Annotated in this window: 21 protein-coding genes, 1 tRNA gene and 1 pseudogene; 18 read left to right on the top strand and 5 right to left on the bottom strand. The window is 65.0% G+C overall.

All coding sequences use genetic code 11. The features are described from left to right. Positions 1-12 precede the first annotated feature (12 nt). Positions 13-1,197: an NAD(P)H-quinone oxidoreductase subunit H gene (locus H8F25_RS12280; protein WP_197210661.1), complete on the top strand. Its 1,185-nt coding sequence runs from the start codon at positions 13-15 to the stop codon at positions 1,195-1,197. A gap of 470 nt (positions 1,198-1,667) precedes the next feature. Continuing rightward, a complete protein-coding gene (locus H8F25_RS12275) occupies positions 1,668-2,810 on the top strand; it encodes a glycosyltransferase (protein WP_231596810.1) in 1,143 nt (380 codons plus the stop codon). An 82-nt stretch (positions 2,811-2,892) separates the two neighbouring features. Here the strand turns inward: H8F25_RS12275 and H8F25_RS12270 are convergent, their stop codons facing one another. Beyond that, a complete protein-coding gene (locus H8F25_RS12270) occupies positions 2,893-4,074 on the bottom strand; it encodes a hypothetical protein (RefSeq protein ID WP_197210659.1) in 1,182 nt (393 codons plus the stop codon). 399 nt (positions 4,075-4,473) lie between these two features. Between H8F25_RS12270 and H8F25_RS12265 the strand changes: the two genes are divergently transcribed. From H8F25_RS12265 to H8F25_RS12240, 6 genes and pseudogenes are all read left to right on the top strand, one after another. Beyond that, positions 4,474-5,079 (top strand): acyltransferase, encoded by a 606-nt coding sequence (locus H8F25_RS12265; RefSeq protein WP_197210658.1) that lies wholly within the window; start codon positions 4,474-4,476, stop codon positions 5,077-5,079. 8 nt (positions 5,080-5,087) lie between these two features. Next, on the top strand, positions 5,088-6,398 hold the full coding sequence (locus tag H8F25_RS12260) for a nucleotide sugar dehydrogenase (RefSeq protein ID WP_197210657.1): 1,311 nt from the start codon (positions 5,088-5,090) through the stop codon (positions 6,396-6,398). Positions 6,399-6,567: 169 nt separating this feature from the next. Beyond that, a complete protein-coding gene (gene wecB / locus H8F25_RS12255; RefSeq protein WP_197210656.1) occupies positions 6,568-7,512 on the top strand; it encodes a non-hydrolyzing UDP-N-acetylglucosamine 2-epimerase in 945 nt (314 codons plus the stop codon). 55 nt (positions 7,513-7,567) lie between these two features. After that, the gene (locus tag H8F25_RS12250) at positions 7,568-8,677 is read left to right on the top strand and encodes a Gfo/Idh/MocA family protein (protein ID WP_197210655.1); all 1,110 of its coding nucleotides are present in this window, start codon (positions 7,568-7,570) and stop codon (positions 8,675-8,677) included. Between the two features lie 78 nt (positions 8,678-8,755). Continuing rightward, positions 8,756-9,277: pseudogene (locus H8F25_RS12245) on the top strand (NADPH-quinone oxidoreductase); the annotation flags it as partial. Positions 9,278-9,391: 114 nt separating this feature from the next. Then, positions 9,392-9,799: a hypothetical protein gene (locus H8F25_RS12240; RefSeq protein WP_197210654.1), complete on the top strand. Its 408-nt coding sequence runs from the start codon at positions 9,392-9,394 to the stop codon at positions 9,797-9,799. Between the two features lie 479 nt (positions 9,800-10,278). On the opposite strand, the gene H8F25_RS12235 is transcribed toward H8F25_RS12240, so the two are convergent. Beyond that, positions 10,279-11,316 carry a mevalonate kinase gene (locus H8F25_RS12235; protein WP_197210653.1) on the bottom strand — a complete coding sequence of 346 codons (1,038 nt, stop codon included), beginning with the start codon at positions 11,314-11,316 and terminating at the stop codon, positions 10,279-10,281. Positions 11,317-11,420: 104 nt separating this feature from the next. Between H8F25_RS12235 and H8F25_RS12230 the strand changes: the two genes are divergently transcribed. From H8F25_RS12230 to H8F25_RS12200, 7 genes are all read left to right on the top strand, one after another. Next, positions 11,421-11,861: a secondary thiamine-phosphate synthase enzyme YjbQ gene (locus H8F25_RS12230; protein WP_197210652.1), complete on the top strand. Its 441-nt coding sequence runs from the start codon at positions 11,421-11,423 to the stop codon at positions 11,859-11,861. Between the two features lie 349 nt (positions 11,862-12,210). Beyond that, positions 12,211-14,013 (top strand): NAD(P)/FAD-dependent oxidoreductase, encoded by a 1,803-nt coding sequence (locus H8F25_RS12225; RefSeq protein ID WP_197210651.1) that lies wholly within the window; start codon positions 12,211-12,213, stop codon positions 14,011-14,013. Positions 14,014-14,081: 68 nt separating this feature from the next. Further along, a complete protein-coding gene (locus tag H8F25_RS12220) occupies positions 14,082-14,561 on the top strand; it encodes a cupin domain-containing protein (protein WP_197210650.1) in 480 nt (159 codons plus the stop codon). 399 nt (positions 14,562-14,960) lie between these two features. Continuing rightward, on the top strand, positions 14,961-15,647 hold the full coding sequence (locus tag H8F25_RS12215) for a transposase family protein (RefSeq protein ID WP_197210649.1): 687 nt from the start codon (positions 14,961-14,963) through the stop codon (positions 15,645-15,647). Continuing rightward, positions 15,638-16,180 carry an ISAs1 family transposase gene (locus H8F25_RS12210; RefSeq protein ID WP_197210648.1) on the top strand — a complete coding sequence of 181 codons (543 nt, stop codon included), beginning with the start codon at positions 15,638-15,640 and terminating at the stop codon, positions 16,178-16,180. The genes H8F25_RS12215 and H8F25_RS12210 overlap by 10 nt, the downstream gene beginning before the upstream one ends. A gap of 77 nt (positions 16,181-16,257) precedes the next feature. Continuing rightward, complete coding sequence (locus H8F25_RS12205; RefSeq protein ID WP_197210647.1) at positions 16,258-16,542, top strand: hypothetical protein; 285 nt, start codon at positions 16,258-16,260, stop codon at positions 16,540-16,542. Positions 16,543-16,699: 157 nt separating this feature from the next. Then, on the top strand, positions 16,700-17,785 hold the full coding sequence (locus H8F25_RS12200; RefSeq protein ID WP_197210646.1) for a Gfo/Idh/MocA family protein: 1,086 nt from the start codon (positions 16,700-16,702) through the stop codon (positions 17,783-17,785). Positions 17,786-17,805: 20 nt separating this feature from the next. Here H8F25_RS12200 and H8F25_RS12195 read toward each other — a convergent pair whose 3' ends face one another. Continuing rightward, positions 17,806-19,113 (bottom strand): hypothetical protein, encoded by a 1,308-nt coding sequence (locus tag H8F25_RS12195; RefSeq protein WP_197210645.1) that lies wholly within the window; start codon positions 19,111-19,113, stop codon positions 17,806-17,808. A gap of 168 nt (positions 19,114-19,281) precedes the next feature. On the opposite strand from H8F25_RS12195, the gene H8F25_RS12190 reads away from it, so the two are divergent. Then, entirely contained in the window at positions 19,282-19,713 is a 432-nt protein-coding gene (locus tag H8F25_RS12190; RefSeq protein WP_197210644.1) for a cupin domain-containing protein, read from the top strand. A gap of 29 nt (positions 19,714-19,742) precedes the next feature. Continuing rightward, complete coding sequence (locus H8F25_RS12185; protein WP_197210643.1) at positions 19,743-20,084, top strand: hypothetical protein; 342 nt, start codon at positions 19,743-19,745, stop codon at positions 20,082-20,084. A gap of 528 nt (positions 20,085-20,612) precedes the next feature. On the opposite strand, the gene H8F25_RS12180 is transcribed toward H8F25_RS12185, so the two are convergent. After that, a tRNA-Gly gene (locus H8F25_RS12180) sits at positions 20,613-20,684 on the bottom strand. 82 nt (positions 20,685-20,766) lie between these two features. Beyond that, positions 20,767-21,921 (bottom strand): alanine--glyoxylate aminotransferase family protein, encoded by a 1,155-nt coding sequence (locus tag H8F25_RS12175; RefSeq protein WP_197210642.1) that lies wholly within the window; start codon positions 21,919-21,921, stop codon positions 20,767-20,769. Between the two features lie 387 nt (positions 21,922-22,308). Here H8F25_RS12175 and cbiD point away from each other — a divergent pair, with 387 nt between their 5' ends. Further along, positions 22,309-23,517, top strand: a complete 1,209-nt coding sequence (gene cbiD, locus H8F25_RS12170; protein WP_197210641.1) for a cobalt-precorrin-5B (C(1))-methyltransferase CbiD — start codon at positions 22,309-22,311, stop codon at positions 23,515-23,517. Positions 23,518-23,522 lie beyond the last annotated feature (5 nt).

The raw sequence follows: 23,522 nt of genomic DNA, 5'->3' as shown, positions 1-23,522 counted from the left end.
GCAGCGGGCGCCATGACCCAGCTCGAGACCAGAACCGAGCCGATGGTGGTCAACTTCGGCCCCCATCACCCCTCGATGCACGGGGTGCTGCGGCTGGTGGTGACGCTTGACGGCGAGGACGTGGTCGACTGCGAGCCGGTGATCGGCTACCTGCACCGCGGCATGGAGAAGATCGCCGAGAACCGCACCAGCGTCATGTACGTGCCGTACGTGAGCCGCATGGACTACGCGGCCGGCATGTTCTACGAGGCGATCGTCGTCAACGCACCCGAGCGCCTGGCCGACATCAAGGTGCCGAAGCGGGCCAGCTACATCCGCGTGCTGATGCTGGAGCTGAACCGCATCGCCAATCACCTGCTCTGGCTTGGCCCCTTCCTGGCGGACGTGGGGGCACAGACACCGTTCTTCTACATCTTCCGCGAGCGGGAGATGATCTACGACCTCTGGGAAGCAGCCACGGGACAACGACTGATCAACAACAACTACTTCCGCATCGGCGGGGTGGCGGTGGATCTCCCCTATGGCTGGCTGGAGAAGTGCAGGGATTTCTGCGACTGGTTCGGCCCGAAAATCGACGAATACGAGAAGCTGATCACCAACAACCCAATCTTCCGCAGGCGGATTGAGGGCCTGGGCACGGTCACGCGCGAGCAGGCGATCAACTGGAGCCTCTCGGGGCCCATGCTGCGCGCCTCAGGGGTGCCCTGGGATCTACGCAAGGTCGATCACTACGAGTGCTACGACGACTTCGACTGGAATGTGGCCTGGGAGAAGGAGGGAGACTGCTTCGCCCGCTATCGCGTGCGCATCCAGGAGATGCGCGAGTCACTGAAGATCCTCAGGCAGGCGATCGAGATGATCCCCGGCGGCCCCACCGAAAACCTGGAGGCGCGGCGCATGGCCGAGGGCAAGGGGAGCGAATGGTCGGGCTTCGACTATCAGTACGTCGCCAAGAAGGTGGCGCCCACCTTCAAGATCCCCAGCGGCGAGCTCTACACCCGCCTGGAATCCGGCAAAGGAGAGATCGGTGTGTTCATCCTGGGCAACGACGACGTCACCCCCTGGCGCTTCAAGATCCGCGCGGCCGATCTCAACAACCTCCAGATCCTGCCCCACATCCTCAAGGGCAACAAGGTGGCCGACATCATGGCCATCCTCGGCTCCATCGACGTGATCATGGGCTCGGTGGATCGCTGAGGCCACCACGCGCACCACTGGCCGTTGGATCACTGGCGAATGAGCCTGTTCCCACATGGCCACAAGCCAGCAATACGGACTCGCTGGTTGCGCACCAATACCGGGCCTTGGGCCCCCTGCAGCGGCAACAGGGCCTACAGCACAACCGTTGGAGCCTGTGGGGAACCGCCGTGATGACACCCGCCCTGCCCGCGCTCTGCCGCCAGGCAAGGACGCAAGCAATGACAGTGGAAAAGCTGTAACCAGAACGTGGGGACTCAATCCGAGCGCCAATCCGTGAGAGCCTGTCTGCACGCGCCCCGGTCCTTGAGGCCATCCCCACCATCAGAACCTATAGGCCAACGCAGGGTTCAGCCTATTCCGATGCAAGCCTTGGGCTGCCTGCGCGCATCAGGAGCGTTCATCTCGCCCGTGCTTCACGGCGAGAGCAGATCGCTTCAAGCGGCGATGGACTGCAGTCCCGCCAGTTCATGGCAGAGCAAAAAGGAGATGACATGAACATCGCGCACCTGAGCACGGTTCACCCGCGTGACGACACACGCATCGCGAAGAAGATGTGCTCAGCACTGGCAGAGGCTGGCCATGCCGTGACCCTCTATGTGGCCGATGGACGGGGCGACGAACGCTGCAGGGGCATTCAGATCGTTGATCTTGGACAACCGCGCAGTCGCCTGCAACGCGCCAGTCTCACGGCTGCAGCGATGTGGCGACGCGCGATCCAAGCGCGGCACGAGATCCTGCATTTTCACGATCCCGAGCTCATTCCCGGGGCACTGGTGGCCCGACGATGCGGCCAATGCGTCATCTATGACATCCATGAGTACTACCGCCTCCACCTCAGAAAGGCATCCAACCTGCCGTGGCTGCTGAAAGAGCTTCTGGCATGGGCCTATGGCCTTTTGGAACAATGCGCCTGCCGCAATCTGAATGCCTGCACGGTAGCCGCGCCACACATGCTCAGCAACCTGAGGACGAAGAAAGCTGTCGTCATCGAAAATCATGTGCGACCCGACGAACTCAAGCCCGGAACAATTCGCTCCAGCGAAAGAGAGCTCCTGGTCAGTTACATCGGCGTGCTGTCCAAAGACCGCTGCGTCGAAGTGATGGTGGATGCCGTCGCCAACTCCACCTGCAGATTGGCCTTGGCCGGCAAATGGTATCCACCCGAGTATCGGGATCAGATCATCAGGAGACCCGGATGGCGCCGTGTCGCCGAATGGGGCCTGATCGACAGAATCCAGGTCCAGCAGCTGCTCAGTCAGTCACGTGCAGGATTGTTGATTCACGACCTGCAGGGCGATGAAGAGAACTCCAGCAGCAATAAGCTGTTTGAATACATGGCGGCCGGCATTCCCGTGATCGCCTCGAACCTGAAGTTTGCACGCGAGGTGATCCAGCGCCATCACTGCGGGCTGCTGGTCTCCCCAGAGGAAGGCTCGGAAGCGGTGAGCGCAGCCATCGACTGGATTCTCACGCATCCCGACGAAGCCGACCGCATGGGCCAGGCCGGCCGTGCAGCGATTGAAGCCGAATACGACTGGAATCACATGCAGGCACGACTGAACAGGCTGTACACCGAATTGCACAATGCCAATCAGCACAGCAGGTCCTGAAAGGCTGGCGCAGAACAGGATCGACGCCAGGCCGAGGACGCGACGCATCCCCTGAAGCGACTGGCGCCTGGCAAGGCTGCGGTCATGAGGCCATCGCCTCCGCCACCCAGGCACGCCAATCCGCAGCCACAACATCGCTGTTCAGGCTGGCAGCAGCGAGATGACTCCGCTGACGCATCTGATCAATCTGCTCTGATGTCAGCCCGTTGAGAATTCGGGCCATGGATTGAGGCGAGTTCTCATCACTGACGATGCCGACACCATGCTCACGGACGAGAGCAGCCATGGCGGGGTTCGGACTGACGGCAACGGCAAGCCTCGCCTGAATGAACTCAAACAGCTTATTGGGCAGGGCGAGCCTGAGGTTTGTCGTGGTCGAGGGCAGCAGACAGACCCCCATGTCATAGTGACGAATGGTGGGAACAATAGAGTCAAAGGCCACGGGTGGATCGAACCTGATTCGATCGCCATGCATGCGCGCCAGGTGTTTGAGCTTGCGCAGATAGGGACTGTCGTCGGGCGCCATTAACATGAATGTAAGGGTAAATCGCTGATCCAGGTATCCGACCATGGCAATCAAGCGCTCAAGCTGCCGCATGGGTGCGGCGCCACCATGGTGAATCAGACGGATCCGATCTGGATCGGTCGGCCTGGGATCAAGCGCATAGCGATTGGGCATGTTCATGGAAATCGAGCAGCTCACGCCACAGAGCGATCGATAGGCCTCCGCGATCGGCTGGTTGACAGTGATGCAGCGAAAGGAGCGTGGCATCCATTGCTTGCAGGCCCAAAGCCGATAGGGGTAATGGAAGAATCGCCAGCGCCAGGTGAAGAGATTCTGCCCTGGCGAATATTCATGGGCGTCATAGAGAACCACGCCAGCCCCAGCCAACTGATGAGCCAGGGGCAGTGCATCGATATCGTTGGCGATGATCACCTTGCAATGCACCGCCAACGGCGACAAAACTCTGCGGCCGTGACGCATCCGCGGCATCAGAGTATCCATGAGGCTGTAGCAGCGCAGAAGCATCAGCCACGCCTGAACAAGCGACCAGAATCGGTTGGCCCACAGCGGTCGCAACGCGGTGAACGAGACTCCGGGCAGACAGGGGTCGGTCAATCCCGCGGCATGAACGCGATAGTCCTGCGAAAGGGCCTCGATCTGGCGCCTAACACGGGGATCTCGATGCAGTGGCGAAAAACTGATCACCAGAACCTCCTGCCGTGGCTCGCTGGTCTGACTGTTGTGCTGCAGCGCGCTCATCGAGATTGCCTTGTGTCAAAGCAGGGGTGATTCGAATCCATCATCGCTGAGTCTGCAAGGGCCATGGCCTCCCGGCGATCTCATGACAGCGAGACCTGGATCGACTGGCAAGCGATGCCGACCGACAACAACCCATGCACTTGAAGCTGGTTGAGGTTCTGCGCTCAACAGGCCCATGCCCTACGCTCCTGGGAGCATCCCCGATCATCTCGAATCGCTTTGGCAGCACCTGGATAGACGCTCAAAGCAGAATCCACGGATGGGAAGCAGGATGCTCGCACCAGCGCAGCCTAGAATTTCTGGCTTAAAGGCAGAAAAAGTCGCGACCGCAGAGATGACGCGAGGCGCGTGCCCTGCCCCCCAATCCCCCAGTCCCAATCGACTCACGTTCTGTTACTGATGGCCCTGCATTCAACGGTCCAGGTTGACCCCACGGCCATTGTGGATGAGGGGGCCACAATCGCTGCCGACTGCCGCATCTGGCACTGGGTGCATATCTGCGCCGGGGCCATCATCGGTGAACGATGCTCATTTGGCCAGAACGTCTATGTCGGGAACCGCGTCCTGATTGGCAGCAACGTCAAGATCCAGAACAACGTCTCGGTCTATGACAACGTCACCTTGGAGGACGATGTTTTCTGCGGACCGAGCATGGTATTCACCAATGTGATCAATCCCCGTTCGGCAGTGAGCCGCAGACACGAATACCGCTCGACCCTGGTACAACGCGGCGCCAGTCTCGGAGCCAATTGCACGATCCTTTGTGGCTGCGTCATCGGCAGCTACGCTTTCATCGCTGCCGGCGCCGTGGTCACCCGTGACGTCAAGCCTTTTGCGATCATGGCAGGAGTGCCAGCCCGGCAGATGGGCTGGATGAGCGCCCATGGCGAGCGCATTCCTCTACCTCTGCAGGGTGAGGGAGAATGGTGCTGCCCACACAACGGTGATCGATACCTCCTGAGTGGAGATCGGTTGCTCTGCACTTCCGCTGCATCCCGGGCCTGAGGATGGCGATGGAGATCTCCAGCGCATTGCTGCAAAGGCTACGGAGCAAAGAGGCACGCATCGCCGTAGTGGGCCTCGGCTATGTCGGGCTTCCCCTGGCACTCAGCTTCACGGAAAGCGGCTATTCCGTTCTGGGACTGGACATCGATGCCAGCAAGGTGGAGGCGCTCCAACAGGGGCGGAGCTACCTGCACCACATTGACGATCAGCGTGTTGCCAACGCCCGCTCTGCTGGGCTGCTGGAAGCAACGCTCGATGTCCGCCTTGCCGCGACGGCGGATGCGCTCATCCTGTGCGTGCCGACGCCGCTGACCCGCTTCCGGGAGCCAGATCTGAGTTCCATCCACGCCACCCTGGAGGCGCTCGCGATTCATCTGCGACCGGGGCAGGTGATCAGCCTGGAGAGCACCACCTATCCAGGCACCACAGAAGAAGTGCTGCGGCCAAGGATCGAGGCCCGAGGCCTGAAGGTTGGCGAAGATGTGTTTCTGGTGTACTCGCCGGAGCGTGAAGACCCAGGCAACGCAAGTTTCAGCACAGCCACGATCCCCAAGCTGATCGCCGGCAGCACAACCACCTGCCTGGAAGTGGGACTGACCCTCTATGAACATGTGATCCGAGACCTGGTGCCGGTAAGCAGCACACGAAGTGCCGAATTCACCAAACTGGTCGAGAACATTCAGCGCGCCGTGAACATCGGCCTGATGAATGAACTCAAGCTCTTGGCCGATCGGATGAACATTGATCTGCATGAGGTCATCCGAGCAGCAGCGACCAAACCCTTCGGCTTTGCGCCCTATTACCCCGGACCCGGGATCGGTGGCCACTGTGTCCCGATCGACCCCTATTTCCTCGCCTGGAAGGCCCGCGAGCTTGGCATGCACACACGCTTCATAGAACTGGCCGGCGAAATCAATGCAGCCATGCCAGGCCATGTGGTTCGCACCATCAATGACGCCCTGAATCAGTCGGAGAAAGCGCTCAGGGGCAGCCGCATTCTTTTGCTTGGAATCGCCTACAAAAAGAACATTGAGGACATCCGGGAGTCCCCAGCCTTGGAGATCATGGAACAGCTGCAGTCGAAGGGAGCGATCGTGCACTACAGCGACCCCTACGTACCCATATTTCCTCCTATCGAGAAGCATTCATTTAACTTGCGGTCCCTTCCGCTCAGTGCAGAAAGCATCGCCGGCTTCGATGCTGTCGTGCTCTGCACGGATCACGACAGCTTCGATTATGAGCTGATCCTCAATGCTGCGGCATTGCTGATTGACAGCCGCGGTCGCTACACATCTGAGCCTGGAGTGATCCGCGCCTGATGCAACTGATCACCGTGGTGGGGGCCCGGCCTCAGTTCATCAAGGCCGCTGCCGTGAGTCGCGCCATCCGGTCAACCCATGGGGGCGCGCAGCCGATACAGGAGCGACTGCTGCACACGGGCCAGCATTACGACAACGCCATGTCAGGCCGTTTTTTTCCGAACTGGGCATGGCGGATCCGACCTTTCAACTGGGAATCGGCGGCCACAGCCATGGCGCTAACACCGGCCGCATGCTGGAAGCGATCGAGACCGTGCTGCTGAGGGACAAACCCGATGCGGTGCTTGTGTACGGCGATACCAATTCCACCCTCGCTGGTGCTCTGGCGGCGAGCAAGCTGAAGATCCCGGTGCTGCATGTGGAAGCCGGCTTGCGCTCCTTCGACCGCCACCAGCCAGAGGAGCAGAACCGGGTGCTCACCGATCACCTGGCCGATCTCTGTTTTGCCCCAACCGACAGCGCTGTGGCCCATTTGGAGCGGGAGGGCATCGCCTCGGCAAGGATCGTACGCACCGGTGACGTGATGGCCGACGCGGCCCGGATCTTCAGCAAGCAAGCTGAAAGGCAGGCGGCGGATTTGCTGGCGGCTCTCGATCTGCCGGAGGGTCCGTTCATCCTCGCCACCATTCACCGCGCCGAGAACACTGATGACCCCCAACGGCTGTGCGCCGTCCTCACGGCCCTGAACGCAGCCCCATGTCAGGTGCTGCTGCCGCTGCACCCACGCACCCGTGCCGCGATCCGCCGGCATGGTCTGGAGACACTGCTTTCCGATCTGCGCCAGGTCGAGCCGCTCGGCTTTCTGGCGATGCTGCTGCTGGAGCGTTGGGCGGCATTGGTGGTCACTGATTCGGGAGGCATGCAGAAGGAGGCCTACCTACAGGGCACCCCCTGCGTGACGGTGCGGCGCAACACCGAGTGGGTGGAGCTGCTGGCCAATGGCTGGAACCGGCTGGCCGACCCGGCAGATCCCGAGGCCATGCTCAGGGAGATCATGCAGCAGCTGGCTTTCGATCGCCGGCAGCCCCGGCCCGCTTTGTATGGAGACGGGCACGCCGCCAAGAGGATCGTGGCGAGCATGCAGCGGCTCCAGGCTCATGGCACAGGGCCCTGATCCGGCGGCGGCGCCCCCCCCCCCACCCCGACGGCACCTTGACCCACCGGCCTGTATGCAGCTTCAACCGATAGCCCCGATCCGCGATCGCAAGATCCGCATCGCCATGGTGGGCTGCGGGCGCATCAGCGCCAATCACATCAAGGCGATCGCGCTGGAACACCGGCGGGCTGAGCTGGTGGCTCTCTGTGATCCCCAGCGCGACCGCCTGGAGAAAGCGGCAGCACTGCTAGGCGACGCCAGTCCCGGGCTGGCCGCCACGCCCCCCGCCCGGTTCTGCAGCGACGCGGAACTGCTGAGTGCCGTGCGGGCCGGCCGCCTGGACGTTGACCTGGTGGTGCTGGCGACCCCCAGCGGCCTCCATCCGGAACAGACCATCGCCGCCGCTGAAGCGGGGCTGCACGTGTGCACCGAAAAGCCGATGGCCACCCGCTGGACCGATGGTCAGGCGATGGTGCGCGCCTGTGACGCCGCCGGAGTCCGGCTGTTCGTGGTCAAGCAGAACCGCTGCAACAGCACCCTGCAACTGGTCAGACGGCAGCTCCAGGCCAAGCGGTTCGGGCAGTTGGCGATGGTCACGGTCAACGTGTTCTGGCAGAGGCCGCAGAGCTACTACGACCAGGATGCTTGGCGCGGCACCCGGGCTATGGATGGCGGCGCCCTGATGAACCAGGCAAGCCACTATGTGGACCTTCTCGACTGGCTCGTGGGTCCGGTGGCGTGCGTCAGCGCCTCGATCGCCACGATCGGCCGCGCGATCGAGGTGGAGGACACGGCGGCGCTGCAGCTGCGCTGGCGCTGCGGAGCCCTCGGCACGATGGCAGTGACGATGCTCACCTACCCGAAGAACATGGAGGGCTCAATCACCCTTCTGGGAGAGACCGGCACAGTGCGCGTCGGTGGAGCGGCGGTCAACCGGATTGAGCAATGGCACTTCGCCGATCACAGCCCCGATGATGAACTGGTGGAGTCCGCCAGCTATCACACCACCAACATCTATGGCTTTGGTCATCCGCCCTACTACGCCAACATCCTCGATGTGCTGCAGGGCAAGGACGTACCACTGTGCGACGGGCATGCTGGGCTGCGCAGCCTGGAACTGCTGACCGCCACCTACCGCTCAGCTCGTGAAGAGCGTACGGTGTATTTGTCACCAGATGTGTAGTTCCAGCGGGTTGCGCTGACGACCGCGATCCAGCTGGTCCTTAGCCAGGCTTGGCGGAGGCGCTCCGGTGCCTGTCCGGGCCCGATGCTGCGCGCTTCCGGCGTGCCCTGGGATCTGTGCAAGGTGGATCACCTCGCGTACCACGACGACTTCGACTGGAACATCGCCTGGGAGAAGGAGGGCGACTGCTTCGCCCGCTATCGCGTGCGCATCCAGGAGATGCGCGAAGCGCTCAAGATCCTGCGCCAGGCGATCGAGATGATCCCCGGCGGCCCCACCGAAAACCTGGAGGCGCGGCGCATGGCCGAAGGCAAGGGCAGTGAGTGGTCCGGCTTCGATTATCAGTACGTCGCCAAGAAGGTGGCACCCACCTTCAAGATCCCCAGCGGCGAGCTTTATACCCGCCTCGAATCCGGCAAAGGCGAGATCGGCGTGTTCATCCAGGGCAACGACGACGTCACCCCCTGGCGCTTCAAGATCCGCGCGGCAGATCTCAACAACCTCCAGAACCTGCCCCACATCCTCAAGGGCAACAAGGTGGCCGACATCATGGCCATCCTCGGCTCCATCGACGTGATCATGGGGTCGGTGGACCGCTGATCCGGACAACGGAGACAGGCACCGCCGCCGGTCTATCCACGTTGACCGGCGGCTGTCTGGCTGCTGAATCAACAGATCAACAGGGATAGACTTGGCACCTGCAGTGTCATGCGGATGCACACACGTCAGATCCCCCGGAATCCTGCTCGCCAGAAGGTCGCTGCACTGGCCATCCTCGGCTGGGCGGCTTCACTGCTGGCTCCGCTCAGCGCCCAGGCGGGACCCTCCCTGTACGCCAACAGCTTCGTGGTCAGCACGTCGCAGGCCGATTGCCTCAAGAACACCCGTGATGTCCTGATCCGGGTCGGCATGAAGCAGCAGGACATCACGTCGATGACCTACAAGAACGACGCCGGTCGGGATGTGCAGAACGGCTGGTCGGCCGACCACCCCACCGAGAACATCTCGGTGGTGTTCGAGTGCGATGCCCGCAACGGCATGGGCGCGATCGCCGTCTCCGGTGTCAATAATGACGCCACCTACGAGGTCTACAGCCAGCTCTGGGATCTCTGGATGAAGTGATCACTGCAGCAGAGAGGAAGGTCGAGCCTGGACGCAAGTGGCGGGCCCACCACAGAGACCGCAGGAGCAGCCAGTCTGCGGGGAGGGAGCCAAAGCCCGAATGCAACCTGCGGCTTCAGATCCCGTCTGACTCGACTCCCGGCAAAACGCAGCAGAAAAGGAAAAGGCTCAGGTGAACTTCCCAGACCTTCAGGCCTGACTTGACAAGCGGGTGACCGGACTCGAACCGGCGACGTTCAGCTTGGGAAGCTTCTCGATTGATGGACTGAACTGACTGTGCTGCAGTCAGTCTCATGCTCCTTCATCCTTGGATGTGAGAAGGTCTGTGAGAAGGTTCTGGTGAGGCTCCTTCCATCGATAGCTGATCTGCAAGCAGCGCGTGGCCCACCGCCCGATAGCCCCGCAGTCGCCGCCCTCACTTGCGTTGCGGCACGGGGTGGCCGAGATCGAGCCAGCCGATGATGCGCGTGCTGGTTTTGTCAGCCTGCTGCCGCTGCATGAGCCCCAGGCCGGCGTTGGATCCTGCAGATCCAGGCCTGCACGCCCTCCAGCCCACCCAACCACGCCTGCCCCTCTCTGGCTGCGTGGGGGTCCTGATAGAGGGCGATCACGCTGCCATCGCCGCCCGCTCCGCTGAACTTCGCCCCCAGAGCTCCGCCCGCCTTCAACCCTTGCACGGCCCGCGCCAGAGCCGCGGCTTGCAGGGCCGGCAGCAGCGCAGCCATGTGGTCATAGGCCTGCTGACAGCGATCCATCGCCCGCCCGAGGCCCGTGGCCTCGCCGCCACGCAGGGCCACTGCTCCTTGTTCGGCTTCAGTGGCAAAGGTGGCCAAGGCTGCCCGCACGGCAGCCACCGCCTGGGGATCCAGGTCTGACGCTGCCTGGCCGCGTGCGTGGTCTTGCAACGCCTGCAGGATGGCGGCTGTGTTTCGCGGTGATGCAAAAGAGGCCACAACCAGATGCAGGGTCTGCGCCGGCTGGATCGTTGTGATCGACACGGTTCCGTCGTTCCCCCAGCGCAGCAGGATCGGTTCGCGCGACACGCAGGCGATCGGATCGAGGGGGCCACAGGCCACGCCGAGCAGATCCCGTTCCACATGGGTGGCCAGCGCCGCCAGCTCCCGATCCTCCAGGCGGCAGCCGGCGTGCCGGACCAGGGCATCCAGCACGGCCACACAGAACGCCGCCGATGACGACAACCCCCTCCCGGCGGGGAGATCGGCTTCCACCGTGAGCTGCACGGCCGGGATGGCAATCTGCCTTGCTCGCAGCGCTGCGGCGGCTGCCGGTACGAACCGCAGGGCACCTCCTGCGGGATCGACGCCGCCATCGATGGGCCAGTGTCCCTCCAGTGTCTGGCCCTCAAGCGTTGTCTTCAGGTGCAGGCCGCGTTCGGCGGGATTGGCGTTCACCCGGATGCCCTGCTCCAGGGGCACCGTCAGGCTGGCTCCTCCCCACCAGTCGCAGTGTTCACCCAGCAGGCAGGCACGACCAGGAACGCGAACGGTCTGCGACATCGTGCGGTTCTCCGGTTTCTCTGCGATAACCCTGGTCCATGCTCGTCGTGCCGGCGATGCCGCGGCCTTCCCCCGGTGAGGATGCCCTCCACCAGCGACATCCCATGGCCACCCTGCTCACCCACCGGCTGCAGCTGGCCACCGCCGGCCCGTTCCGCTGCCACGACATCACCGCCGAGCTTCAGGCTTTGGTGGCGCGCGCCGGTTTGGGTGACGGCCTGCTGGTGGCGGCCGGGCAGCACACCACCACGGCACTGGTGGTGAACGAGAACGAGGAGCGGCTGCTGGCCGACATCGAACGCTTCTTCCTGGAGCTGGTGCCGGCCGATGGGCCCTGGCTGCACAACGATCTGCACCTGCGGCCCGACGTCGCCCCCGATGAGCCGCGCAACGCGCACAGCCACCTGATCGCCCTGCTGCTGGGCAACCACCTCAGCCTGCCGGTGGTGGCGGGTCGGCTGGGGCTGGGGCGTTACCAGGCGGTGCTGTTGGTGGAGCTTGATGGCCCGCGCCAGCGGGAGGTGCTGGTGCAGCTGTGGGGCTGAGCGCCAGGTTGTCCGGGCGGTGGCGTTTCGCCATGCTCGTCTCCGCTGCCAAGGGTTTCTCTCGGGCGAAGAGCGCCTCGATCCGTCGGGTTTCGGCCACCAGCTGCTCCTCCGGCCCCGGCGGCGGCGTGGCCACCGTGCGGGGAGTGGGCTCAGGGCCAATGCCGAAGCCTGCGATGCTCGATCGGGCGCGGCTGGCGATGGTGCCCAGATCCCCGGCCTCAGGCCTGCCAGGGTATCCGCGGCATGGAGCCGGTATCCGTCGCCTTCCCCACTGTGTGGAACGGTTGCATCGGGCGATCTCACCAGCGGGGCGGTTCAGGCTTGGTCCATCCCGCTTCCGTTCTCAATGGCGCCGATCCCGTCTCCCACGACCACTGCCGAAGCGTGGCTGAGTTCGTTCGCGGCTGCTTTGGCGGGTGGCGACCCCCAGGCCGTGGTGGCGCTGTTTGGCCCGGAATGCTTCTGGCGCGATCTGGTGGCGTTCACCTGGAACCTCCGCACCGAGGAGGGGCCCGAGGCCATCGCGGCCATGCTGGCGGCCCGCCTGGCGGATGTGGCGCCCCATGGCTTCCAGCTCAGGGGCGAGGCCAGCGAGGCCGGCGGCCGGGTGGAGGCCTGGTTCGGTTTCGAAACGCGGGTGGGGCGCTGCAGCGGCCACTTGCGCCTGCGCGATGGCCGCGCCTGGACCCTGTTCACCGCCCTCGATGAACTGAAGGGCCACGAGGAGCGGGTGCGCGAGCGGCGGCCGGCCGGCGCCCAGCACGGCGTCCATCCCGGGCGGCAGTCGTGGGCTGAGCGCCGCGAGGGGGAGCGGCAGGCCCTGGGAGTGACGGAGCAACCGGATGTGGTGATCGTGGGCGGCGGCCAGGCCGGCCTGAGCCTCGCCGCCCGTCTCCGTCACCTGGAGGTGTCGGCCCTGGTGCTGGAGAAGCAGCCCCGCCCGGGTGACCACTGGCGACGCCGTTACAAGAGCCTCTGTCTGCACGATCCCGTTCACTACTGCCATTTCCCCTATCTCCCTTTCCCCGAGGGCTGGCCCCTCTACACCCCCAAGGATCAGCTGGCCGACTGGATGGAGGCTTACGTGAGCGTGATGGGGCTGAACGTCTGGGGTGGTTCGCCGGTCCGCAGTGCCCGCTTCGATCCGGCTGAAGGTCGCTGGCTGGTGAGCACCGAGCGCGATGGCCAGCCGGTGGAGCTGCGCCCCCGTCACCTGGTGATGGCCTTGGGGGTGTCGGGCTATCCGAGCGTGCCGCAGATCCCTGGCGCTGAGAGCTTCGCCGGTGAGCAGCACCACTCCAGTGCCCATCCCGGCCCCGATGCCTATCGCGGTAAGCGCTGCGTGGTGGTGGGCTCCAACAACTCCGCCCACGACATCGCCGCTGCCCTCTGGGAGGCGGGGGCCGAGGAGGTGACGATGTTGCAGCGCAGCTCCACGCTGATCGCGCCGGTGCCGGCGCTGGAGAAGCTGGCCTTCGCCGGCTCCTATTCGGAGCAGGCGCTGCAGCGGGGCATCACCCCCCATCAGTCGGACATGACGATCGCCTCGATTCCCTACAAGCTGCTGCCCCAGTGGCAGAAGCCGATCTACGACGCGATGCGCGTCGAGTATGCCGAGCTCTATCAGCGGTTGGAGCAGGCCGGCTTCCTGCTCGATTTCGGCGCCGACGACTCGGGCGTGTTCATGAAGTTCCTGCGGCGGGGTTCGGGCTATTACCTCGATGTGGGCGCCTCGGAGCTGGTGGCCGATGGCCGGATCAAGCTGCGCAGCGGCGTGCAGATTGAGCGGCTCACGCCCCACACGGTGGTGCTCAATGACGGCAGTGAGCTGGAGGCCGATCTGGTGGTGTACGCCACCGGCTACGGCTCGATGAATCGCTTCCTGGCGGATCTGATCTCGCCCGAGGTGGCCGACACGGTGGGCAAGGTGTGGGGGATGGGCTCAGGCACCCCCAAGGATCCGGGCCCCTGGGAGGGGGAGCTGCGCAACATGTGGAAGCCCACCCAGGTGGACAACCTCTGGATCCACGGCGGCAACCTGCACCAGTGCCGCCACTACTCCCTGTATCTGGCCCTGCAGCTCAAGGCGCGCCTGGCCGGCCTCGACACGCCGGTGTACGGCCTGGCGCCGAGCTTTCATCAGAACTGAGGCGAGCCTGCCGCGGTCATGGTCACGGCACAGTGGACCTTCCGGCTCTTTGCCTGAAGGCAGGTTCGATGATCCAGCCAGCATGCCCGCTCGGCTTCTACGCCGCGCTTCTGCCCGTTGCCGCCCTGGTCGTCTGCGGCGCTCCGGCCCTCAGCCAGCAGGGTCCCGTTGTGGCTCCAGGTCACGAGCAGCTGGCGCCGGTGCCGGGAGCTCCGACCGCCCAGGTGGGAGTGGCGGTCAGGCGCCTCGGCGGCCAGCCGCTCGATCACGACTTCCCTGCCCTGCAGGGGCGGGAGCTGCGCCTGCGGGCACTGACCATTGCCCCGGGAGGCAGCATCACCCTGCACCGCCATGACCAGCGCCCCGGGGTGGCCTACATCCTCGAGGGCCAGATGACGGAATGGCGTGGCCCCGGGTTCACCCCCAGGGTGATCGGTCCTGGAGAGGCGGTCTTCGAAGCCACCGGTGTCAGCCATTGGTGGCGCAATCAGGGCACCACCCCAGCCCGGGCCCTGGTGGTCGACATCGTTCCGGTCTCCGCACCCTGAGGCGACAGGGGCAGCAACCGGAGGGAGTGCCAGGAGCAAAGACGCCACCGGCCATCGCCGGCTCTGCCAAGGCATCACTGTTCAGCTCGTTGTTGTCCTGCTGCAGCGTCTCGTTGTCCACTGTCCACACCCGCAAGCTACGGCCAGCAAAATCGGTAGAAATTAAGTTCATTCGGCCAGGGAAGGGCTGGAAAACCGGTCGCCAATTGGAAGCAGCAGCCCCTTGCGGCAACCGGGATCTCCGCACTCCCAGGCATGCATCCGAGGGGTTTCCCAGAGACTCCTCGGCCAGGAGTTCGATCTCGTCGCTTCTCAGGCAGGGCCGCCTAAAAGTGTGTCCCAGTGGCCCTTGGCGGGGCTGTCAGCATTGGGTTCGCTCGGCGGGTCTCAGTGCCCCCAATGCCCGAAACCCGTTCTGCTGCAGTTGATCAGCCCGCACCGGATGACCTGATCAGCTTTCTCAAGGCCATCCCCGATGGTCGCTACCGCCGTGGGGTCCGCTACCCGCAGTGGTTCCTGCTGCTGGTGGCGGTGCTCGGGATCCTGAGTGGCTGCCGGAGTTCCCGGGATCTCGAGGCGTTTGCCAGGCGGCACCGAGAGGCGCTGAACCAGGCGCTCGGCCTGGACTTCAAGCGCTGGCCCTCCGATGCCACCTTCCTGTACCTGTTCAATAAGGCCCACCTGCAGGAGTTCGGCCAGGTGCTCCAGGCCTGGATGATCAGCCAGATCCCAGGTGGGGAGGACCATCTGGACCAGTTGGTCTGTGACGGGAAAACCCTGCGGGGCTCTGTCCCGCGTCAACCCCCTTGGCCGCCGGCCAACTTCATTGTCGGCGGACAGGGCTCAGCCATCGAGACGGACGACGGCAACCACCGTTTTGTGGCCCAGGTCACGGTGTACGCCCGGGCTCTTGGCGTCGCCCTCGCCCAGAAGACCTACGACACGCATGAATCCAGTGAACGTGCGGCACTGAAAGAGCTGCTCAGCAGCCTGGATCTCAATGGCGTGCTGATCCAGGCGGATGCGCTCCACACCACCCAGTCGTTTTTCGATGGTGCCTCGCCCAGGGGGCCGACGTGCTCCTGACCGTCAAGTCCAACCAGAAGACCCTCTACCGCCAGATCGGCTGCCAGTTCGAGGGAAAGCGCAAGATCCCTTTCACGGCAACGGATCAGGAGGAGAAGCACGGCCGCGATACCACCTGGGAGCTCCAAGCCAAAGAGGCACCGGAGCACATCAAGGCCAACTGGCCGGGCAGTGCCTGGATCGTGGAGGTGATCACAGGCACCCAGACCCGCAAGGGCAAGCGCAGCGTGCGGCGACACCTATTCCTCACCAGCATCCGCACCACCCCAGAAGCCTTGCTGCGCCTTATCCGGCAGCGCTGGAGCATTGAGAACGAATGGCACTGGGCTCGCGACGCCCAACTGGGTGAGGACGCCCATCGCTACGCCAACCGGATCGGGGCCCCGGTGTTCGCCTTCCTGCGCACCATCGTGATGAACCTGCTGCGGCGCGGCGGCTACCGCTCGATCCGCCAAGGCCTGCGGGAGCTGGCCTACGACATCAAGGGAATGCTAGCGCTCGGAGGCGTGGCCGGCCGAGCGGGCTCGACCTGATCACACTTTTAGGCGGCCCTGGGGGCCCTGGCGCTTGCGGCAGGGCGCTAAGTTGAGGATGTTTTGCAGGAATGACGATGTATGCAACCCTGAGGCAGTACGAAGGGATTGAGAATGCTGCTGAGATCATCAAGGAGGTCGCGGCATCATTTCTGCCTGCGCAGAAAAACATTCCAGGCTTCGTGAGTTACTGCTTTGTCGATGTTGGCGAATCTGGCGGTCGCATGATTTCTCTCAGCGTCTTCACATCCAAGGAGGGGGCTGTTGAATCGAATCGGCTGGCGGCAGCATGGGTGGCCCAGCATCCGAACCTGATCCCCCCGGCCACCAACGCCGAAGAGGGACCGGTTGTCGTGAGCTGAGCAACGGAGAGCCAGGATCATCGTTCGCATGCGCCGGCCTGGAAGGCTTTTACATGGTCCAACCAGCCAACCGCCCCCGTCACTCAGGCCGCCGGTGGACGGAAAGCCATCCCCAGCTGAGATCGTCGCAGGCTGACCCTGCTGATCAGCCAGGAGCATGGCGCCGCTGGATGGCTGCCGATCTCTGCGGCTTCCTGTGATCGACGCTTCTGCGCCCTTGCGGGTCGGACTGCTCGGTGTCGGCCGCTTCGGCCAGCTCCACGCGGCGGTGTTGGCTGCTCTCCCAGAGGTGCAACTGGCGGCCATCGCCGATACCAACGTCGAACGGCGGTGCGAAGTGGCCGATCGGCATCGGGTGCCCAGGCGCTACAGCGCAGCCGAAGAGCTCCTCGCTGATCCGGATCTGGATGCCTTCGTGATCGTCACCCCCGATGAACAGCACAGCAGCCAGGGCCTTCAGGCCGTGGCCACTGGCCGGCCGGTGTTCATCGAAAAACCCCTGGCGGCCTCCTGGCAGGAGGCCGAGCAGCTGCGGCAGGCAGCGACTGCTTCCGGCAGCCTGCTGCAGACCGGCCTGATCCTGCGCTACGAGCTGCAGCATGCCCTGCTGCAGGAGCAGCTGGCGACGGGGGGCTTCGGTGAGCTGGTGTCGCTGCGGGCGAAGCGCAACTGCAGCGCCGCCTGGTTTGAGGGTGTGGCCGATCGGGCCCACACCGTGTTTGAAACCTTGATCCACGACATCGACCTGCTGCTCTGGTTCAGCGGCAGCCAGGCCAGCCGCGTGATGGCGATGGAGCGGCGCTTCGGGAGCCACCTTTCCCCTGAGGGCTGCTTCGCGCTGATCCAGTTCGCCAGCGGCTGCGTGGGGATTGTGGAAACCAGCTGGTTCGTGCCTGCCCAGGCCCCGGCCAACGTGATCACGGAGACGTGGCAGGGCACGATCGATGCCGAGCTGGCCGTGGTGGGAACGCGCCGCACCGCTCAGCTGCGCCTGCTGGATGGTCCCCTGCAGATCTGGGGCGAGCAGCGGCAGCACTGCCCCGACGGGCTGCTCTGGCCCCAGCGGCAGGGCCGGGTGCTGGGCGCCCTGCGGGAGGAACTGCGCGATTTCGTGACCGCAGCCCGCTCGGGCATCCCCTCGGCCACCGCTTCCCTGAGCCAGGCAATCGAGGGTCTGCGCATCGCCGAGGCGATCGTGGAGTCGGTACGCACCGGCCAGACGGTCACCCTGATGCCGCGCTGAGCGTCCGGAAGCCGGGGGCCTCAGCCAAGGGCCAGCACGGCTTGATGGGCGCGCTCCAGGTCGGCCGCGGCCTGAGGGTCAAGGACCTGCAGCAGCTCAAGCCCGGTTTGCCGATCCGTCCGGGGGCGGATGCCCGTGGCGCAGAGAGTGTCCTTGAACCACACGTTGCGCTCGATCTCACTGCCCGGCAGCACGAAGGCTTCAGGGATGTTCACGACGTTCCTCAGGCATTCGGGATCCCAGTCCCGGCTGCGAAAAGCCTGAATCCAGGGGATCGTCCGCGCCAGCGCGCTGAGCGTGGCATCCGGCTGCTCCAGCAGCGCGTCGAAATCCACCAGATGGGTGGAAGCGGGCAGCCGTTCGCGGGCAAGCCGCAGGTAGCGCTCCGTGTTGGCGTAGCTGATCTGGATGATGTCCAGGCCGTGCGCCCAGATCCGCTGGCCCGCCTGCTGGAGATCGTCCGCAGCGATGCTGTCGCCGGGCGCCTTGCCCACAAAGGCGAGCAGGCGCTGCCGATCGATCCGGTCGCCGCTGCTCCTGAAGCCGGCGGTTGCCCAGCGCTCCAGATCCTCCAGCGCGGGCCCCGGATCAGCGGCCTCGGGCCCTGCGGGCAGCAGCCTCCTCACCACCGCGGCGATCTCCCGGTTGGTGATGGTGCCGGCCGCGCTCAGAAAGTGAACGGTGCGGCGCAGCAGAAACGAGTGGAAACAGTCGCTGGGCCGCCTTGTGGTGAACAGCAGGCTGCCGCCGCTCTCCTGCACCAGCGTCAGCAGACGCAGAAACTCAGCCTCGTTGCGGTTGTAGGTGTGCTCCTTGACCGTGAGGATCAGGGGCGGTTGCTCGGTGGCTGGGATCCGGTGGCCGCCATCCCCTCCATCCAGGCTCTGCAGCAGAGCTTCCACATCGGCCAGCAGCCTCGTATCGAAGCCGGGGTCGTAGCGGCCCTCGGCGTCATGGATCCTGGGCTGGCACAGGCGCTGGGCCAGTTCGCGCTGCCGTTCGATCCAGCCGACCTCACAGCCCCCGGCGTTGGTCTGCTGCCGCAGGCGCCACTGCAGCCAGGCCAGCTGGGCTGTGATCAGCAACAGCCGCTCCATATCCACGTCGCGGCGCGGATTATCCGCCTGGTCGTGACGACAGCCGGGCAGCACCCCGAGATTGCCGGGCTCATTCACCAGGCCGATCGCCTGGTGTCCTTCGGCCAAGTGGGCGCAGCCCAGGGCGATCAGCAGCATCGTGCCCCCCTGGCGGGGGTTGGAGGCCACCACGTTCAGCTGAATCCGCCGGTGGCGCAGGAAGGCCCTGAGCCGGGCGTGCAGTTCGGTCATTGACCCAGGCTCCAGGCTCGTCGCCGGGAACCCTAGAAATCAGCGAGCGCCTTCGGACCGCCGTCACGGCCGGCCTGTCACGCTGATGCTGCCCTGAGTCGTTCTGCCGATCCGCTTGACGGCAGCTGCTGGCTGCACCAGCTTTAACGGACCAGAGGGCTCATCAACATGACCTGCGCACGCATCGTTACGCCCTCGCAACGGCCAGCGCCGAACCGGATTGCAGGATTTGACATCCAGGCCCTGATTTCGGGAGACGAGGCCCAAGCGTTCGAGGCCTTCTACACCAGCGGCAGCAATGGCACCGGACCGGCACCCCACTGCCATCCCTGGGATGAAACGTTCTTCGTCATCAAGGGGCCGGTGGTGTTCGGCGTTGGGGATCAGGAGCAGCCGATCGAAGCGGGCACGCTTCTGCATGTGCCGGGGGGCGAGCGGCACTGGTACCGCTTCGAGGTAGAAGGAGAATTCCTTTCGTTCACTTCTGGCAAGCAGGCTGCGGCCATGTACCGGGACCTGGCGACCTTGCGAGCCGATGCCCCCAAGTCGGAGTATCGGGCCGTGGCCATTCGCCACGGCCAGCAGGCAAGGCCCACCTGAGCCTTCGTGAACGCCAACCGCCCTCCTAGGTGCAGCGGCTGGGCAGCTGCCACGAGGAGCTGGTGCAGGGTGGCATGCGCGACGATCCGCTCAGCGAGGTACCCCTTGACCTGCAGCTGGCGGCCCTGCGCTGCATCACCGCCGGCCTGGTGATGCATGGCTTCTCCTCGAACCCGGAGATGCCGATCCGGGCGGCGCTGTTCATGGACGATGCGATCCAGCGGCATGCCCGCTACGCCCTGGAGATCAAGGCCTGTCAAGCCCAAGCCCTGCCGGATCTGGCTGGTTTCCGCCTCGAGGGCTGGGGCCCAGATTTTCCCCGAACCACTGCCCATCCCAGGGAGTGCCCTTGGCTTTCAATGCCAATCTGAACGCTGCTGGCGTGCGCCGGATTCTGTTGCGCACCGCCCCTGTCACATTTGAGGTGTGGACGCGGCGCAGCGGCGCCAGTTCCACCATCAAGCTGATGCTGCTCGATGGCGGACTGAGCTGCACCCATGAGACTTTCCAGGAGTTCGACAGTGTTCTGCCTCATGCGGGCAGTGGGCTCCCCTACTACGACCAGCTGGGTTTGCACCACTGCAGCCAGCCCGATCCTCCCGGTCTCTGGGAGATCGATCGGTTTGTTGATGAGGTGTGGAGCAGGTGCGCGGAGAGCGTTTTCTCTCGTCCTAGGCCGCTTTGCAAGTGTCGGATTTGGTCGATTCACTACGGCGATTCGGACCGATCAAGGACGGTCGATCAGGCCATGAAACGACCCAGCGGTGAGAAACCCTGTGAGAAGGCTTCGCCAGTCGGGAGCATCCACTGTCATGCGTAATCAAGCCCTGACATGCTGCCAGCCAGTGCCAAGCAAGATGATCACTGTAGGCTCAACAAATCTCAGGCCTGAACCGAAAAGCGGGTGACCGGACTCGAACCGGCGACGTTCAGCTTGGGAAGCTGACATTCTACCACTGAATTACACCCGCAAGGTGTAGATATTCAAGTTAGCAGAGGCCCGGAGCGGATGGGCTGGTTTGCGATCCGCTCCGGCGTGGCTTCTGCAGGGGCTCAGCCCTGGGCCAGGGCGGCGGCGCAGGCCGCCACGCCGGCTCCTGCGGTGGCCTTATGCAGGCCGAGGTCTTGCAGGGTGGCCTCAATGGCGGCCACGGCGGTGAGCACGTCGCGGTCGCAGACGAAGCCCAGGTGGCCGATGCGGAACACCTTGCCCTTGAGGTGGTCCTGGCCGCCGGCCAGCAGGATGTCGAACTTCTCCTTGACGGCCTTGCGCATCGCCTCGGCGTCGATGCCCTCGGGGGCCACGGCGGTGATTGCCGGGCTGCCGTGGCCTTCGGCGGCATACAGGGGCAGGCCGATGGCCTTCATGCCGGCTTGGGCGGCGGCGCGGTGGCGGCCGTGGCGGGCGAAGATCGCCTCCAGGCCCTCCTTCTGCATCATCTCCAGGGCCGCCTCAAGGGCGAAATAGAGATTGATCGCTGGGGTGAAGGGGTTGCTGTCGGCCTTGGCCGATTTCCTGTACTTGCCCAGATCCAGATAGAACTTCGGCAGGTCGGAGCGCTCGTAGGCGGCCCAGGCCCGCTCGCTCATCGCCACGAAGGCCAGGCCCGGCGGCATCATGTAGCCCTTCTGGGAGCCAGAGCCGATCACGTCGATGCCCCAGGCATCCATCGGCACGTTGCAGGCCCCGAGGCTGGTGACGCAGTCGGCGATGGTGAGGGCGGTGCCGTGGGCACGCACATGCTTGGCAATCGTTTCCAGGTCGTTGATCACCCCGGTGGAGGTTTCCGAGTGGGTGAGGATCACGGCCTTGATCGCCTTGGCCGTGTCGGCTTCGAGGGCGGTGCGGAAGGCCTCGGGATCGAGGGGCTGGCCCCACTCGGCCTTAATCACCTGCACATCCAGGCCGTAGGCCTGGGCCACCTTCACCCAGCGCTCGCCGAATTTGCCGTTGTCACCGCAGAGCACCGTGTCGCCCTTGCTCAGCACGTTGATGATCCCGGCCTCCATCGCGGCGGTGCCGCTGCCGGTGATCACCAGCACGTCGCTGCTCGTCTGATGCAGCCATTGCAGTTGCTCGGTGGTGCGCTTGACGATCTTCTGGAAGTCGGCGCTGCGGTGACCGATCGGGTGGCGCCCCATCGCCTGCAGGACGGTTTCCGGCACCGGAGTGGGGCCAGGAATCATCAGGGTGAGTTTGTCCTGCATGGGCGGGTACGACAGCGGCGCAATCCCCCACCTTAAAAAACGGCCTTCTGGCCTCCGCAGCGCGGACGGGCTCTCAGCCTGGCCAGCGCCGGGGCCGACTCGGTCCATCCCACCGCAGCCCGCTCCGCCCCCGTGGCAGAACAGGGCGGAATCGAGTCGACAGCGGTCAGGGAACACCCCGACACCCCGGGCTCACCGCCAGGCTCCCGACCGCCGCGGGGCCATTCCATCCCAGAGTGCGGGCAGCGCCGGCACACACCCTCGGGTCCAGCTGCCACGCCGGTCACTGTTGCGACAGCAGGCGCCTCGGCCGAACCCCCGATCGCCATCTGCCGTCTCTGCGGCCCGTCGCTCTCGCCACCTGCACCCCGTCGCCCCTGCTCCCCGATGCCTGCCGCGGCGCCGTCCTCCCTGTCCCATCGTCCGCATGGATACACGTTGCCGGTCTGGGTGGCGGCAGGTGCTGCGGCCTCGCTTGCGGTGCTGCTGGGGGAGGAGGTCCCCGCAGAGACGGAGCTGCAGCTGAGCGACGACGAAACGACGCTTGAGGCCATCCCCGTGAAGGCGGGCGCCCGGCTGAGCGACGGCTGGGTCCTGGCCGAGACGATCTGCGATCCCGGCGACGGGCTCGACCTCACCCGCGGTCTGCTGGTCTGGGTGTTCGCCCGGCTGGAGCCGCGCTCCGAGCCCCTCGAAGCGGGCAAGGCGGCCTGGAGGCTGGAAGCCGGCGAGGGGGTGGGCGTCGATGCCGGCAGCGGCGAACTCTGCAGCTCGGCCTATGCGCGCCGGCTGCTGGACATCAACCTCAGCGGGCGCATCCCCGCCGAGTGCGAGTTGCGGCTGCGGCTGGTACTGCCCGCAGGCCGCCGCCTGGCAGAGCGCACCAGCAACGCCGCCTTCGGAGTGGTGGACGGCCTGGCTCTGATCGGCACCCAGGCGGAAACCCAGGCCAGCGCCGATCCGGATCAGCTGGAACGGACGCTTGCAACCCTGCGTCAGCGGCTGGACGCTCCCGACTTCGCCGGCGACCTGGTGCTGGTGATCGGCGAGAACGGCCTCGACCTGGCCCCCCGTCTGGGCCTGCCGGCGCACCTGCTGATCAAATGCGGCAACTGGCTCGGCCCCGTGCTGGTGGCGGCCGGCCAGGGAGGAGTCCGGCGACTGCTGCTGTTCGGCTATCAGGGCAAGCTGATCAAGCTGGCCGGAGGGATCTTCCACACCCACCACCACCTGGCCGACGGCCGCCTCGAGATCCTCACGGCCCACGCAGCCCTCGAAGGCCTGAGCGGCGACGCCCTGCGCGACCTGCATGCAGCCGCCACGGTGGAGGCGGGGCTCAGTGGGCTCGACCGGCATGACGGGGCGCTGGCCGAGCGGGTACGCCGCCGCGTGGCCACCACCATCGAGACGCGCTGCCTCGACTACCTGGATCGCCACGGCGCCACGGGAGCTGCCGTGGGGGCGGTGCTGTTCGACCGCAGCCGCCGCATCCGCGCCTGGGGTCCGGTGGGAGAGAGGCTGCTGCGGGAGCTGGGCGGAGACATCGACGCGAGGACCGCCGCGCAGTCGGCTCCTAGGGTGCAGGCAGAACCTTGATGGCC

Source organism: Synechococcus sp. CBW1004, from assembly GCF_015840715.1.
Lineage (GTDB): Bacteria > Cyanobacteriota > Cyanobacteriia > PCC-6307 > Cyanobiaceae > Cyanobium.
Note: the sequence above shows the minus strand (reverse complement) of the source record. Positions and strands in the feature narration are given on the sequence as shown.

Bases quoted from the DNA above. Each gene is read 5' to 3' on its own strand.
- H8F25_RS12280 (WP_197210661.1), top strand. From the start codon at position 13: ATGACCCAGCTCGAGACCAGAACCGAGCCGATGGTGGTCAACTTCGGC.
- H8F25_RS12275 (WP_231596810.1), top strand. From the start codon at position 1,668: ATGGCAGAGCAAAAAGGAGATGACATGAACATCGCGCACCTGAGCACG.
- H8F25_RS12270 (WP_197210659.1), bottom strand. From the start codon at position 4,074: ATGAGCGCGCTGCAGCACAACAGTCAGACCAGCGAGCCACGGCAGGAG.
- H8F25_RS12265 (WP_197210658.1), top strand. From the start codon at position 4,474: ATGGCCCTGCATTCAACGGTCCAGGTTGACCCCACGGCCATTGTGGAT.
- H8F25_RS12260 (WP_197210657.1), top strand. From the start codon at position 5,088: ATGGAGATCTCCAGCGCATTGCTGCAAAGGCTACGGAGCAAAGAGGCA.
- wecB (WP_197210656.1), top strand. From the start codon at position 6,568: ATGGCGGATCCGACCTTTCAACTGGGAATCGGCGGCCACAGCCATGGC.
- H8F25_RS12250 (WP_197210655.1), top strand. From the start codon at position 7,568: ATGCAGCTTCAACCGATAGCCCCGATCCGCGATCGCAAGATCCGCATC.
- H8F25_RS12240 (WP_197210654.1), top strand. From the start codon at position 9,392: ATGCACACACGTCAGATCCCCCGGAATCCTGCTCGCCAGAAGGTCGCT.
- H8F25_RS12235 (WP_197210653.1), bottom strand. From the start codon at position 11,316: ATGTCGCAGACCGTTCGCGTTCCTGGTCGTGCCTGCCTGCTGGGTGAA.
- H8F25_RS12230 (WP_197210652.1), top strand. From the start codon at position 11,421: ATGGCCACCCTGCTCACCCACCGGCTGCAGCTGGCCACCGCCGGCCCG.
- H8F25_RS12225 (WP_197210651.1), top strand. From the start codon at position 12,211: ATGGCGCCGATCCCGTCTCCCACGACCACTGCCGAAGCGTGGCTGAGT.
- H8F25_RS12220 (WP_197210650.1), top strand. From the start codon at position 14,082: ATGATCCAGCCAGCATGCCCGCTCGGCTTCTACGCCGCGCTTCTGCCC.
- H8F25_RS12215 (WP_197210649.1), top strand. From the start codon at position 14,961: ATGCCCGAAACCCGTTCTGCTGCAGTTGATCAGCCCGCACCGGATGAC.
- H8F25_RS12205 (WP_197210647.1), top strand. From the start codon at position 16,258: ATGTATGCAACCCTGAGGCAGTACGAAGGGATTGAGAATGCTGCTGAG.
- H8F25_RS12200 (WP_197210646.1), top strand. From the start codon at position 16,700: ATGGCGCCGCTGGATGGCTGCCGATCTCTGCGGCTTCCTGTGATCGAC.
- H8F25_RS12195 (WP_197210645.1), bottom strand. From the start codon at position 19,113: ATGACCGAACTGCACGCCCGGCTCAGGGCCTTCCTGCGCCACCGGCGG.
- H8F25_RS12190 (WP_197210644.1), top strand. From the start codon at position 19,282: ATGACCTGCGCACGCATCGTTACGCCCTCGCAACGGCCAGCGCCGAAC.
- H8F25_RS12175 (WP_197210642.1), bottom strand. From the start codon at position 21,921: ATGCAGGACAAACTCACCCTGATGATTCCTGGCCCCACTCCGGTGCCG.
- cbiD (WP_197210641.1), top strand. From the start codon at position 22,309: ATGCCTGCCGCGGCGCCGTCCTCCCTGTCCCATCGTCCGCATGGATAC.